Below are 13,582 nucleotides of genomic sequence, written 5' to 3' on the forward strand. Positions count from 1 at the left end.
CTACGCCGCGCGGCCGAGGGTGATGTAGCGCTGGAGGTGCTGATCCTGATCGCCCAGCTGCTGGTCGATCATCGTGATCCGCTTGGCATAGTGGGACAGCGGCAACTCCCAGGTCATGCCGATGCCGCCGTGCAGCTGGATCGCCTCCTCGGCGACCAGCTGGCCGGTGGCGCCGATGCTGTGCTTGGCGGCGGAGAGGATGCGGTCGCGGGCGGGGCCGGCCTCGTGGTCGAAGGCGTCGGCGGCGTTGATCACGGCGGAGCGCGCCTGTTCGACCTCCATCAGCACGGTGGCGATGCGGTGCTGGAGCGCCTGGAACTTGCCGATCGGCATGCCGAACTGCTTGCGGGTGCGCAAATAGTCGATGGTCGCTTCCTTGGCGACCTCCATCGCCCCCAGTGCCTCGGCCGACAGGGCGAGCAGGCCGGCCGCTTCCGCCTCCGCCAGCGCGGCGGTGCCGTCGGCGACGACGCGATCGGCGACGGTCACGCCGCGCAGCGACACCTCTGCCGAGCGGCCGCCATCGACATTGGCATAGCCGCGGATCGAGACGCCGGCCGCGTCGGCGGGCACCAGGAACAGCGAGGGCCCGTCGTCGGTCTGTGCCGATACCAGCAGCAGCGATGCCGCCTCGCCGTGCGCGACCACCGCCTTGGCCCCGTCGATCGACCAGCCGCCGTCGGTCTTCGTCGCATGGGTGGCGAGCGGGTCGGCGGGGCCGCGATCCTGCGGTTCCTGATGGGCGAAGGCGACGATCACGGTGCCGGCGACGATGTCGGCCAGCGCGGGATGATCGGGCGCCGCCATGGCCAGCGCCCGGCCGGCCATCAGCGTGCCGAGGAACGGCTCGACCGCCAGCGCGCGACCGATCTCCTCGAACACGACCATGATGTCGAAGCCCGAGCCGCCGAAGCCGCCCGCCTCCTCTGCGAACAGCGCGCCGGCGATGCCGAGTTCGGCCAGCCCGGACCAGACCGCCGGGGTGTAGCCGGTGTCGCCATAGGCCGCCCTGTTGCGCGCCTCCACCGGTGCTTCTGCAGCGAGGTAGCGGCGCAGCGTGTCCGCCAGCATCTGGCGGTCGTCATCGTGGTGGAAATCCATCAGAGCCCCACGATCATCTTGGAAATGATGTTCCGCTGCACCTCGTTCGAGCCGCCGAAGATCGAGAGCTTGCGGTTGTTGAAATAGGTCGGCGCGGCGGCGCCGGCATCCTCGGGGCCGACGGGCTCGCCGTTATACCCCTCCTCCAGCGCCTCGGGCACGAAGGGCTGGGCATAGGGGCCATAGGCGCGGCGGGTGAGGGCGGTGATCGTTTGGCGGATCTCGGTGCCCTTGATCTTCAGCATCGAGCTTTCCGCGCCGGGCGCGCCGCCCCCCGCCGCCGCGGCGACGACGCGCAGGTTGGTGGTCGTCATGTTCGCCAGCTCGATCTCGACACGGGCCATCCGCGCGGCGAACAGCGGATCGTCGGCGAGCGGCCGGCCGCCGCGGGTGAGGGTGCCGGCCAGCGCCTTCAGCCGGTCGAACGCCGCGGCCGACGATCCCACACCGGCGATGTTGGTCCGCTCATAGGTCAGCAGGTATTTGGCGTAGGTCCAGCCCTTGTTCTCCTCGCCGACCAGATTGCCGACGGGGACGCGGACATCGGTGAAGAACACCTCGTTCACCTCCGCATCGCCATCGAGCAGGACGATGGGGCGCACCTCTACCCCGGGCGTCTTCATGTCGATGAGGAGGAAGGAGATGCCCTCCTGCGCCTTGGCGGCGGGATCGGTGCGGACGAGGCAGAAGATCCAGTCGGCGAACTGGCCGAGGGTGGTCCAGGTCTTCTGTCCGTTGACGATATAGTGGTCGCCGTCCCGCACCGCGCTGGTCTTCAGGCTGGCGAGGTCGGAGCCGGCGCCGGGTTCGGAATAGCCCTGGCACCACCAGTCGGACCCGTCGAGGATGCGGGGCAGGATGCGACGCTTCTGTTCGTCGCTGCCATATTTGATGAGGACCGGGCCCAGCATCGAGACGCCGAACGGCACGACGCGCGGCGCATGGGCACGCGCCGCCTCTTCCTCGAAGATCGCGCGCTGCACGACCGACCAGCCGGGGCCGCCATGTTCGACCGGCCAGTGGTTCGCCAGCCAGCCGCGTTCGTTGAGGATGGCGTGCCATTGCTCCATGTCGGCCTTGGTCATCACGCGGTCGTGCCTGACCTTTTCGGCGAGTCGTGTGGGCAGCTTGTCGCGCAGGAAGCTGCGTACCTCGTCGCGGAAAGCCTCTTCCTCGGGGGTGAAGCGAAGGTCCATCGATCCTCTCCGGTCTCTTGTCGTGACCGGGATAGCAGGGCGATGCGATGGGGCAAGCGGAAACGTACCCGACCTTCGAAGTCGCTATTTGTCGTAGATCCGGTCGAGCGTGCGGGCGACCGTGACGAGCTGCTCCGCGGCCGGGTCGAACCGGTCGCCCGCCGCCAGCCGGCGGGCCCAGTCGACGGCGGCACGGGCACCCCAGTCGCTGTCCAAAGGGGCGAGTTCGTCGGTTCGGGTGCCTGCGAAGCGCTCGGCGGCGAAATCGTAGAAGGAACCGCCGACGTTGCGCAGCCGGGCACCGCCGGCGGTACCGTAGAAGGTGGCGCCGATCTCCGCCTCGACCCCCGCATTCAGGCGCCACGAACAGGCCAGGCGGACCGCGGTGCCGCCCGCCAGCGTCAGCGTGGCGACGGCATAATCCTCCACCGCGTCGCCGGTCAGCGGCGCTCCGCCGGCGAACAGATGCGGGTCGACGCCGTTCACCTCCGGGAAGCCCAGCGCCCACAAGGCGAGGTCGACGAGATGGACCCCCAGATCCATGACGCAGCCACCGCCGGACTGCGCGCGGTCGTAGAACCACGGCTTGTCGGGGCCATAGGCGTTGTGGAAGACCAGATCGACGGCGAAGACCCGGCCGAGATCGCCGCGGCGGAGCAGGTCGGCGATCGCCTGCATGCCCGTGGTAAAGCGGTACGAGAAGTCGACCGACAGCAGCCGGTCGGCGATGCGCGCCGCATCCACCACGCGCGCCGCCTCCGCCGCATCGCGGCCGAGCGGCTTCTGGCAGAAGACGGCGGTGCCGGCCGACAAGGCGCGGATCGACTGGTCGGCATGGAGCGCGCTGGGCGTCGCGATGACCACCCCGTCGAGACCGAGCGCGAGCATCGCGTCGAGATCGTCGACGATCGAGGCGCCGGGGGCGAGTGCCGCCGCCTCCGCGATCATCGCAGGCGAGGGATCGCTGATCGCCGCGGCCTCGATCGCGCCGGTGGCGATCATCGCGGCCATGCGGTGGCGACCGATCCAGCCGACGCCCAGGAAGCCGACGCGTGGCTTGCCGGTCATGCGAAGGTCACCAGCGCCTTGACGAAGCCGGCCGGCTTGTCGCGGGTGGCGGCGATCGCCTCTGCCACCCGGTAGAGCGGGTAGCGGTGGGTGAGGAGGGGGGCGAGGTCGATCCGGCCGCTCGCCACCGCGTCGATCGCCTCGTGCAGCCCGCGCATGCAGACGGCGTGGCTGCGTTCGTGCGCGTTGACGACGTCGATCCCCTTCCAGTTCCACATCTGCATCGACACCTGACGGGGCCCGTCCTGATGGTATCCGGCGATGACCAGCCGGCCACCCTCCGCCACCAGTTCACCGGCGAGGTCGAGCGGCCACTGCTTGCCCACCGCCTCGATCACGCGTTCGCAGCCATGGCCGCCGGTCAGGCGCTTGACCTCTTCGATGATCGCGTAATGGTCGTGCATCGGGATGGTCTCCGCCGCGCCGTAGCGGCGAGCGAGATCGAGCGATTCCTGCCGCCGCGAGATGGCGATGACGCGGGCGCCCGCCCCGGTCGCCAGCCGGGTGAGGACGGCGCCGAGAAAGCCGATGCCGACGATCGCGACCGTCTGGCCGGCGGCGATGTCGCTGCGGCGGAAGATGTTCATCGCGCAGCCGAGCGGCTCGCCGGGGAAGGGCTGGCCCGCCAGCGTCGGGGGCAGGATCGCGACGGCATCGGCGGCGGCGATGTCGTATTCGGCAAAGCTGCGCGACGACAGCGCGGCGACCCGGTCGCCGACCGAGAGATCCGTGACCCCTTCGCCCAGCGCGTCGATGATGCCCCAGCCCTCATGGCCCAGCCCGCCGGGCTCACCGGGGAAGGTCGACCAGGGCTGGCCCTCGAACGGTTCGATGTTGGAGGCGCAGACGCCGCATCCCTCCAGACGGATGCGGACCTCGCCCGGACCGGGCCAGGGAATGGCGATGTCGGCCATGGTCATGGCGGCGGGGGCGGCGAGGATCGCGGCGCGCATCGTCATCGTCGCGCCACCACGGCGGAGCCCCGGCGATTTCCGTTGGTTACGCTATACATGTCATCTCCGGATCTGAAGGCGCAGCTGCGCCGGAACATCGATACGCTGGGCGAAAAGCGGGCGCGGGACCGGGCCGCCGCCGCGCTCGGCGACCGGCTGGCGGGGGCGATCACCGGCTTTACCGGATCGATGACCTTTGTCGCCATCCACGGCGTGGTCTTCGGCGGATGGATCGTGTGGAACCTGTGGCTGGAGCCGAAGTTCGATCCCAGCTTCGTCGTCTTAGCGATGGTCGCCTCGGTAGAGGCGATCTTCCTGTCGACCTTCGTGCTGATCAGCCAGAATCGCACCGCGCGCCTGGCCGACGAGCGTGCCGATCTGGACCTGCACATCAACCTGCTGGCCGAACACGAACTGTCGCGACTGGCCGAGCTGGTCGGCCGCATCGCCGACCAGCTGGACGTCACCACCGACCGCGAGACGCTGCGCGACATCAGCCGTAACGTCCAGCCCGAACAGGTGCTCGACACGCTGCGCGACACCGACCCGCCCGCCACCGCCTGAACGGCCATCACCCGTCGTGCCGCAAGGGCGCCGGCTGCTCGTTCAGGCCGAGCAGGCGGGCGCCCCAGTCGCCGATCACCAGCGGACTGATCGAGGCGGGGTCGATATCGAAGCGGAGCAGATGGTCGAGCGGCAGGCCCAAGACCCACGCGATCGCCGCGCGGATCATGTCCGAATGGGTGACCAGCGCGATCGTATCGCCGGGGCGGGTACGGCCGATCCGCTCCAGATGGCCGACGATCCTCGCCTGCGCCTCCGCCATCGTCTCGCCGCCGGGGATCCGGGCGGTGCCGCGATGCTCGTTCCAGTCGCGCCACGCGGGATCGTCGTCGAAGCTGCCGAACGCGCGGCCGGTCCAGTCGCCCAGGTCGATCTCGACGAGCGCATCGACCGCGACCGGATCCGGCAAGCCCGCCGCGACGGCGATCGCCGCCGCCGTCTCGCGCGTGCGGTCCAGCGGGCTGCACTCGACCGCGGTCAGCCCCCGGCCGGCCAGCGCGCGCGCCAGTGCCGCGGCCTGGCGGCGGCCATCGTCGCTGAGCGGTACGCCCGGCATCCGCCCGGACAGCCGGCGATCGAGATGAATGTGTGCCGCATGACGGACGAGCAAGACCGTGGCCGTCATCGAACTAACCGGCCCGAAGTTAACATGGATCATCAAAAATGTGGCGCATCTTATTAGGAACAAAGAAGAAGATGCTTCGTTTCGTCTGAGTTCCAAAATAATTCCGCGTCGACCGCGGGGGCCTTGGACCGATGCAGCAGATCGACGGGAGCTTGTCATTGACGCAGATCAACTACGGCAGCGCGGGGGCGGTGCGTTGAGCGAGACCGTTCTGATCACCGGCGGCGCCGGGTTCATCGGCCGTTTCGTCGGTGACGAACTGCTGCGGCGCGGCAACAAGGTCCGCGTGCTCGACAGCCTGATCGAGCAGGTCCACGGCGACGTCGACCGGCCGGCGCTCCTGAATCCGGAAGCGGAACTGATCCGTGGCGACGTGCGCAACGGCGACGTGGTGGCCCACGCGCTGCAGGGCGTCGACAGCGTCATCCATCTGGCGGCCGAGGTCGGCGTCGGCCAGTCGATGTACGAGGTCGAGCGCTATACCTCGACCAACGATGTCGGCACCGCGGTGCTGTTCGAGAAGCTGATCGACCATCCGGTGCGCCGCGTCGTCACCGCCTCGTCGATGTCGATCTATGGCGAGGGGCTGTACCGCGACGCGGACGGCGCGCTGGTCGAGGGTGCCGAGCGGCACGGGCTGAAGGACGGGCTGTCCAACTGGGAGCCGGTCGACGGGCAGGGCCGACCGCTGGCGCCGGTCGCGACGCCGGAATGGAAGCGGCCGGCGCTGTCGTCGATCTACGCACTGAACAAATATGTGCAGGAGCGCACCACCCACATCATGGCCGCGCCGTACGGCATCGAGGGCGTGTGCCTGCGGCTGTTCAACGTCTATGGCCCCGGCCAGGCGCTGTCGAACCCCTATACCGGCGTGCTGGCGATCTTCGCGTCGCGGCTGCTGAACGGGCAGCAGCCGATGATCTTCGAGGATGGTGAGCAGCGCCGCGATTTCGTCCACGTGTCGGACGTGGCGCGCGCCTTCGCCGATGCGCTGGTGCTGCCGCAGGCGGTGGGCGGCACGTTCAACATCGGATCGGGCCACGACCGGTCGGTGACCGAGGTCGCGACCGAGCTGGCCCGCGCGATGGGCAAGAACGACATCGCGCCCGAGATCGTCGGCAAGGCGCGGATCGGCGACATCCGCCACTGCTTCTGCGATGCGACGCTGGCCGCCGAGAAGCTGGATTTCCGCGCGACGCAGGATTTCCAGGAGGGACTGGCCGAGCTGGCCGAATGGGTCGCGCAGCAGACCGCGACCGACAACGTCGCCGCGGCGCGGGCGGAGCTGGAGAAGAGGGGGCTGGTCGCGTGACCATTCTGGTCACCGGCGGGGCTGGCTTCATCGGCGCCAATCTTGCCGACCGGCTGGCGCGCGATGGCGAGCGGGTGCGGGTCTACGACGCGCTGAGCCGTGCCGGGACGGAGCGCAACCTCGCGTGGTTGCAGGAGCGGCACGGCGAGCGGATCGAGTTCGTCCATGCCGATATCCGCGACGCCGGGCGGCTGGGCGAGGCGGTGGCGGATGCCGATGCGGTGTTCCACCTCGCCGCGCAGGTCGCGGTGACCACGTCGATGGTCGACCCGCGCGAGGATCACGACATCAACATCGGCGGCACCTTCTCGCTGCTGGAGGCGCTGCGGCGGCGCGATGCGGCGGTGCCGCTGGTGTTCGCCTCGACCAACAAGGTCTACGGCGACCTGGCCGACCTCGACTTCCGGCTGGACGACGGCGCGTATGTGCCGGTCGATCCGCAGGTGCGGGCGCACGGCATCGGCGAGACGCGGCCGCTCGACTTCCACACGCCTTATGGCGTGTCGAAGGGGGCGGCGGACCAGTATGTGCTGGATTACGCCCGCAGCTTCGGCCTGCCCGCGGCGGTGATCCGGATGAGCTGCATCTATGGCGAGCGGCAGATGGGAACCGAGGATCAGGGGTGGGTCGCCCATTTCCTGATCCGCGCGCTCGAGGGGAAGCCGATCACGCTGTACGGCGACGGCCATCAGGTTCGCGATATCCTCGACGTATCGAATGCCGTCGATGCCTATGTGCAGGCATGGCGGCGGATCGACCGCGTGAGCGGCCGCGCATTCAATCTGGGTGGCGGGCCGGCCAATGCGGTCAGCCTGCGCCAGCTGATCGGCCATATCGGTTCGTTGATCGGGCAGGAGGTCGATGTTTCCTTCGCCGACTGGCGCGCGGGCGACCAGCGCTACTTCGTCGCCGACACGCGCGCGGCGGACGCCGCGCTGGGCCTGTCGGCCAAGGTCGACTGGCGCGATGGTGTGGCCGCGCTGGCCCGGTGGCTGGCCGCCGAGCGCCGCCTGAACCTGCGGATCGACGAGGGTCGCGGCACGGTGCCGCTGATGCAGGCGGTGTCGTGACCCGGCTGCTCATGACGGCGGACGCGGTGGGCGGCGTCTGGCAATATGCGACCGAACTGGCGACCGCGCTGGTGCCGTTCGGGGTCGAGACGGTGATCGCGGTGATGGGGCCGTCCGCTCCCTCCGCCGCCATGAGCGAACCCGTGCCGTACCGGATCGTCGAGACGGGGCTGCCGCTCGACTGGCTGGCGCCCGATGCCGCGTCGGTGATCGCCGCCGGGCATGCCGTGGCCGATCTGGCGCGCCGGATCGATGCCGATCTGGTGCAGCTGAATTCGCCGTCGCTGGCGGCGGTGGCGCGGTTCGACGCGCCGGTCGTCGCGGTGACCCATGGCTGCGTCGGCACTTGGTGGCAGGCGGCACGCGGCACTACGCCCGACGCCGGCTTTGCGTGGAACGTCGAGCTGATGGCGGCCGGGCTGCGCGCCGCGGATGCGATCGTCGCGCCGAGCGCCGCCTTCGCCGCGACCGTTCGCCAGGCCTATGCCCTGCCGGCCGCGCCGCTGGTGGTGCACAACGGGCGCACGCCGCTGGCGCTGCCCGACGACGTGACGGCCGGCGACGGCGTGTTCACCGCCGGCCGGCTGTGGGACGAGGTGAAGAACGTGGCGCTGCTCGACCGGGTAGCGGGCCGGATCGACGTGCCGTTCCACGCGGCGGGCCCGGCATCCGGTCCGCAGGGACAGGCGGTGGTGGCCGATCGGCTGGTCCTGTCCGGGCGGCTCGACGAAGCCGGGCTGGCGGCGATGCTGGCGGCGCGGCCGATCTACGTGTCGGCCGCCCGGTTCGAGCCGTTCGGCCTGTCGGTACTGGAGGCGGCGACGGCCGGATGTCCGCTGGTGCTGTCGAACATCGACACGTTCCGGGAGCTGTGGACCGGGGCGGCCCTGCTGGTGCCGGTCGACGACGACGATGCCTATGTCGCGGCGATCGGGCGGATCCGCGGCGACGCGGCGCTGCGCACCCATTTGTCGGAAGCGGCACGGCTGCGGGCCGCGCGCTATACCCCGGCGGCCATGGCGGGTGCGATGGCGGGCATCTATGCCGGGTTGACGGACGATGCCGACGAGGCGGGCGAGCGCCGGGTGGCGGCATGAGGATCGTCTATTTCACCCACTCGCTGCGGTCCTGCTGGAACCATGGCAACGCCCATTTCCTTCGCGGCGTGCTGCGCGAGTTGCAGGAACGCGGTCACGACGTGGTCGCGCTGGAGCCGGCGGGCAACTGGAGCCTGACCAACCTGCTTGCCGATGCGGGGGAGGCGGGGCTGGACGCGTTCCGTGCCGCCTACCCGACGCTGTCGCCGGTCACCTACGCGCCCGGCACCGACCCGGCAGAGCTGGTCGACGGGGCCGATCTGGTCATCATGCACGAGTGGAACGAGCCGGCGCTGGTCGCAGCTGTCGGGCGGCTGCGCCAGCGCGGCGCGCCGTTCCAGCTGCTGTTCCACGACACCCATCACCGTGCGGTCAGCGCGCCGGCGGAGATGAAGGCGTTCGACCTGTCCGGCTATGACGGGGTGCTGGCGTTCGGCGAGACGCTGTCCGACGTCTATCGCGGCTGGGGCTGGAGCGGGCGCGTATGGACGTGGCACGAGGCCGCGGACACCCGCCTGTTCCACCCGCCCGCGATCGAGAGCCCGCGCGATGGGCTGGTCTGGATCGGCAACTGGGGAGACGGGGAACGGACCGCGGAGCTTGAGGAGTTCCTGTTCGCCCCGGCGCGCGACGCGGACCTGCCGCTCGACATCTACGGCGTCCGCTATCCCGATGCAGCGCTAGCGACGCTGGCGCGGTACGGCATCGGTTATCACGGCTGGGCGCCCAATGCGCGGGCGCCGGCGATCTTCGCCGCGGCGCTCGCCACCGTACACGTGCCCCGCCGCTACTACGCGACGATCCTGCCCGGCATCCCGACGATCCGGGTGTTCGAGGCGCTGGCCTGCGGCATCCCGCTGCTGTCGGCACCGTGGGAGGACAGCGAGGCGCTGTTCCGACCCGGCGATTACGTGAAGGTCGCCGATGGCGCGGCGATGACCGCTGCGCTCCGTGACCTGCGCGACGATCCCGCCCGGCGCGCCGGACTGGCCGCCGCCGGGCTGGAGACGATCCGCGCCCGCCACACCTGCGACCACCGCGCCGACGAACTGCTGGCGATCGTCGCCGGCCTTTCCCAGCACAGGACCGCCGCATGAAGATCGCATTCTACGGCTCAAGCCTGCTTTCGTCCTACTGGAACGGGGCGGCGACCTATTACCGGGGCATCCTGTCGGCGCTGGCCGGCCACGGCCACGACATCACCTTCTACGAGCCGGACGCGTTCGACCGGCAGCAGCACCGCGACATCGATCCGCCGACCTATGCCCGGTCGGTCGTCTATCCCGCGACCGAAGAGGGATTGCGGCGGGTGCTGGCGGAGGCGGGGGCTGCCGACATCGTGGTCAAGGCATCGGGCGTGGGCGTGTTCGATGCAGAGCTGATCGCGGGCATCGTCCGCCATGCGAGCCCGCACGCGCTGAAGCTGTTCTGGGACGTGGATGCCGCGGCGACGCTGGACGAGATGCGCGCCGATCCGGATCACCCGGTGCTGCGCGCGCTGCCCGATCTCGATCTGGTGCTGACCTATGGCGGCGGTCCGCCGGTGGTCGATGCCTATCGCGGGTTCGGTGCGGCGGAGTGCGTGCCGGTCTACAACGCGCTCGATCCCGCCACCCACCACCCGGTGGAGCCCGACGAGCGCTTCGCCTGCGACCTGGCGTTCCTGGGCAACCGGCTGCCCGATCGGGAGGCGCGCGTGGAGGAGTTCTTCCTGCGCGCGGCCGCCACGCTGCCCGATCGCCGCTTCCTGATCGGCGGCAACGGGTGGGAGACGAAGGAGATGCCCGGCAACGTCCGCCACCGCGGCCATGTCTACACCGCCGAGCACAACGCGTTCAACTGCACGCCGCGCGCGGTGCTGAACGTCGCGCGCGATTCGATGGCATCGATCGGCTTCTCGCCCGCGACCCGCGTGTTCGAGGCGGCGGGCGCCGCCGCCTGCCTGATCACCGACGCGTGGGAGGGGATCGAGCAGTTCCTGATCCCCGATCGCGAGGTGCTGGTCGCCCGCGACGGGCAGGACGTGGCCGACCATCTCGCCGCCCTGACGCCGGAGCGGGCACGCGCGATCGGCGACGCCGCGCTGGCGCGGGTGCTGGCCGAGCACACCTATGCCCTGCGCGCGGTCCAGGTCGACGTGCTGCTGCGCGAGCGGGTGGCGCAGCTGCGCGAGGCGGCATGAGGATCGTCGTCCTCGGCCTGTCGCTGTCGTCGTCGTGGGGCAACGGCCACGCGACCACCTTCCGCGCATTGCTGGAGGCGTATCATGCGCGCGGCCACGACATCCTGTTCCTCGAACGCGACGTGCCCTGGTACGCGCCGCACCGCGACCTGGCGGATCCGGACTGGTGCCGGCTGGCCTTCTACGCCGATCTCGACGGGCTGGCGCAGTGGGAGCAGGCGATCGCGCGCGCCGATGCGGTGATCGTCGGATCGTACGTGCCCGATGGCGTCGCGGTCGGCCGGTTCGTGCAGCGCGCGGCGCGCGGGATCACCGCCTTCTACGACATCGACACGCCGGTCACGCTGGCCAAGCTGGCCCGCGGCGACCACGAATATCTCTCGCCCGACCTGATCCCGGGGTACGACGTGTACCTGTCGTTCACCGGCGGTCCGACGCTCGACCAGCTGGAGCGGACCTACGGATCGCCGGCGGCGCGGGCGCTGTTCTGCTCGGTCGACGAGCGGCGGTATCGGCCCACCGGTGCCGCGCCGCGCTGGGACCTGAGCTATCTGGGCACCTACAGCCCCGATCGCCAGCCGACGCTGGACCGGCTGCTGCTGGCGCCGGCGCAGACGCGCCCCGACCTGCGCTTCGCCGTCGCCGGCCCGCAATATCCCGACGACATCGACTGGCCCGCGAACGTCGAGCGGATCGATCATCTGCCGCCCGCGGAGCATGCCGGGTTCTACTCGGCATCGCGCTGGACCCTGAACGTGACGCGTGCGGACATGATCGCGGCCGGCTGGTCGCCGTCGGTACGGCTGTTCGAGGCGGCGGCCTGCGCCACGCCGATCGTGTCCGACCGGTGGGACGGACTGGCCGACCTGTTCGCGCCCGACCGCGAGATCGTGCTGGCCGACGATGCCGTGGCGGTGCTCGCCGCGCTGGACCGCGACGATGCCGGGGCGATCGGCCGGGCCGCGCAACGCGTCGTCCTGTCGGCCCACACCGCCGCCCACCGCGCCGCCGAACTCGAGGCGCACATCAACGAGGCTGCACAGCTCCGATCGTCACAACGGGGGGCAGCATGAAGGAGAAGGCAATCATGGCACGGTCGGATCGCGAACTGATCCTCGTCGCGGGCGGGGCGGGCTTCATCGGCTCGCACCTCGTCGCGCGGCTGCTCGACGAGGGAAACGAGGTGATCTGCCTCGACAATCTGCAGACCGCCCGGCCGTCGAACCTGAAGCTGCTGGAGGGGCGCCCGGGCTTCACCTTCGTCGAGGCGGATATCGTGCTGCCCCTGCCGGAAGCCGTGACGGCGCAGGCGGAGCGGATCACCCGCATCTACAATCTGGCGTGCGCCGCGTCGCCGCCGCAGTACCAGGTCGATCCCGAACACACGATGCTGACCAACGTGGTCGGCACCAACCACCTGCTGCGGCTGGCGGAGCGGGCCGGCGCGCGCTTCCTGCTGACTTCGACCAGCGAGGTCTATGGCGATCCGGAGGTCCATCCGCAGGTCGAGGGTTATCGCGGCTGGGTGAGCTGCACCGGCCCGCGCGCCTGCTATGACGAGGGCAAGCGGGCGGCCGAGGCGCTGACGTTCGACTATGCGCGGATGAAGCGGGCCGAGGTGCGGGTCGCGCGCATCTTCAACACCTATGGCCCGCAGATGCATCCCGACGACGGGCGCGTGGTGTCGAACCTGATCTGCCAGGCGCTGTCGGGCCGCGACATCACCATCTATGGCGACGGCAGCCAGACGCGCAGCTTCTGCTACGTCAGCGACATGGTCGACGCGCTGATGCGGCTGATGGAATGGGAGACCGACGGGCTGGAGCCGGTAAACCTGGGCAATCCCAACGAGCTGACCGTCGGCGAGCTGGCCGAGCAGGTCGTGGCGATGACCGGATCGCGCAACCGGCTGGTCTATCGCCCCTTGCCGCAGGACGATCCGCGTCGCCGCCGCCCCGATATCGGCCGTGCGCAGGCGGAGCTGGGCTGGCGACCCACTGTAGGGCTGGCGGAGGGACTGGCGAAGACCTGCGCGTGGTTCACGGAGGAATTGCAGGCGGAGCGGCTGCCGGCGCAGGCTGCGTAGGGTTCCGCGGCCGGATCGACGCCGTCAGCGCGATGCCCTCACCCGTAGATCGCCGCGCGTTCGCGGTCGTGATCGACCGCGTCGATGATCCGGCCGCCGGCCATGAACACCGCGATGGTGCAGCAGCCGAACAGCATCCAGCCGGCGCCGCCGGGATACTGGTGCAGATACTCGCTGCCACGATGCGTGGCGCCGACCGCCAGGCCATAGATGACGAGGAATGCCTCGAATTTCGACTTGATGACGAACAGGCGCGCGATCCGGGTCCACATGCGCGATCATAAGCAAGTCGTGGGCCATTGGGAGAAATCCGTCGGTCAGGCCCGGC

14 protein-coding genes are annotated in these 13,582 nt (G+C 70.1%); 8 read left to right on the top strand and 6 right to left on the bottom strand.

The features are described from left to right. The 4 genes from ABC319_RS01775 to ABC319_RS01790 all read right to left on the bottom strand — a co-directional run bounded on the left by ABC319_RS01775 (position 1) and on the right by ABC319_RS01790 (position 4,324). Positions 1-1,101, bottom strand: a complete 1,101-nt coding sequence (locus ABC319_RS01775) for an acyl-CoA dehydrogenase family protein (RefSeq protein WP_413068581.1) — start codon at positions 1,099-1,101, stop codon at positions 1-3. Then, positions 1,101-2,297 carry an acyl-CoA dehydrogenase family protein gene (locus ABC319_RS01780; RefSeq protein ID WP_413068582.1) on the bottom strand — a complete coding sequence of 399 codons (1,197 nt, stop codon included), beginning with the start codon at positions 2,295-2,297 and terminating at the stop codon, positions 1,101-1,103. Before ABC319_RS01780 ends, ABC319_RS01775 begins: the two co-directional genes overlap by 1 nt. A gap of 84 nt (positions 2,298-2,381) precedes the next feature. Beyond that, a complete protein-coding gene (locus ABC319_RS01785; RefSeq protein WP_413068583.1) occupies positions 2,382-3,365 on the bottom strand; it encodes a Gfo/Idh/MocA family protein in 984 nt (327 codons plus the stop codon). After that, positions 3,362-4,324 carry an MDR/zinc-dependent alcohol dehydrogenase-like family protein gene (locus ABC319_RS01790; RefSeq protein WP_413068584.1) on the bottom strand — a complete coding sequence of 321 codons (963 nt, stop codon included), beginning with the start codon at positions 4,322-4,324 and terminating at the stop codon, positions 3,362-3,364. Before ABC319_RS01790 ends, ABC319_RS01785 begins: the two co-directional genes overlap by 4 nt. A 51-nt stretch (positions 4,325-4,375) precedes the next feature. Here ABC319_RS01790 and ABC319_RS01795 point away from each other — a divergent pair, with 51 nt between their 5' ends. Further along, a complete protein-coding gene (locus ABC319_RS01795; RefSeq protein ID WP_413068585.1) occupies positions 4,376-4,882 on the top strand; it encodes a DUF1003 domain-containing protein in 507 nt (168 codons plus the stop codon). 7 nt (positions 4,883-4,889) lie between these two features. Here ABC319_RS01795 and ABC319_RS01800 read toward each other — a convergent pair whose 3' ends face one another. Then, on the bottom strand, positions 4,890-5,507 hold the full coding sequence (locus tag ABC319_RS01800) for a histidine phosphatase family protein (protein ID WP_413068586.1): 618 nt from the start codon (positions 5,505-5,507) through the stop codon (positions 4,890-4,892). A gap of 196 nt (positions 5,508-5,703) precedes the next feature. Between ABC319_RS01800 and ABC319_RS01805 the strand changes: the two genes are divergently transcribed. Genes ABC319_RS01805 through ABC319_RS01835 form a run of 7 tightly spaced genes read left to right on the top strand, consistent with a single transcriptional unit; the run spans position 5,704 to position 13,254 of the window. Beyond that, positions 5,704-6,819: an NAD-dependent epimerase/dehydratase family protein gene (locus ABC319_RS01805; RefSeq protein WP_413068587.1), complete on the top strand. Its 1,116-nt coding sequence runs from the start codon at positions 5,704-5,706 to the stop codon at positions 6,817-6,819. Further along, on the top strand, positions 6,816-7,889 hold the full coding sequence (locus ABC319_RS01810; protein ID WP_413068588.1) for an SDR family NAD(P)-dependent oxidoreductase: 1,074 nt from the start codon (positions 6,816-6,818) through the stop codon (positions 7,887-7,889). Before ABC319_RS01805 ends, ABC319_RS01810 begins: the two co-directional genes overlap by 4 nt. Further along, positions 7,886-8,986 (top strand): glycosyltransferase family 4 protein, encoded by a 1,101-nt coding sequence (locus tag ABC319_RS01815; RefSeq protein WP_413068589.1) that lies wholly within the window; start codon positions 7,886-7,888, stop codon positions 8,984-8,986. The genes ABC319_RS01810 and ABC319_RS01815 overlap by 4 nt, the downstream gene beginning before the upstream one ends. Continuing rightward, entirely contained in the window at positions 8,983-10,083 is a 1,101-nt protein-coding gene (locus ABC319_RS01820; protein ID WP_413068590.1) for a CgeB family protein, read from the top strand. Before ABC319_RS01815 ends, ABC319_RS01820 begins: the two co-directional genes overlap by 4 nt. Beyond that, positions 10,080-11,168, top strand: coding sequence for a CgeB family protein (locus ABC319_RS01825; RefSeq protein ID WP_413068591.1), 1,089 nt, complete (start codon positions 10,080-10,082; stop codon positions 11,166-11,168). The genes ABC319_RS01820 and ABC319_RS01825 overlap by 4 nt, the downstream gene beginning before the upstream one ends. Continuing rightward, entirely contained in the window at positions 11,165-12,241 is a 1,077-nt protein-coding gene (locus ABC319_RS01830) for a CgeB family protein (RefSeq protein ID WP_413068592.1), read from the top strand. The genes ABC319_RS01825 and ABC319_RS01830 overlap by 4 nt, the downstream gene beginning before the upstream one ends. Positions 12,242-12,255: 14 nt before the next feature. Then, positions 12,256-13,254 carry a UDP-glucuronic acid decarboxylase family protein gene (locus tag ABC319_RS01835; RefSeq protein ID WP_413068593.1) on the top strand — a complete coding sequence of 333 codons (999 nt, stop codon included), beginning with the start codon at positions 12,256-12,258 and terminating at the stop codon, positions 13,252-13,254. A gap of 38 nt (positions 13,255-13,292) precedes the next feature. On the opposite strand, the gene ABC319_RS01840 is transcribed toward ABC319_RS01835, so the two are convergent. Continuing rightward, positions 13,293-13,526: a hypothetical protein gene (locus tag ABC319_RS01840; RefSeq protein ID WP_413068594.1), complete on the bottom strand. Its 234-nt coding sequence runs from the start codon at positions 13,524-13,526 to the stop codon at positions 13,293-13,295. Positions 13,527-13,582: the final 56 nt, after the last annotated feature.

The organism is Sphingomonas phoenicis, assembly GCF_047238005.1.
Classification (GTDB): Bacteria; Pseudomonadota; Alphaproteobacteria; order Sphingomonadales; family Sphingomonadaceae; genus Sphingomonas.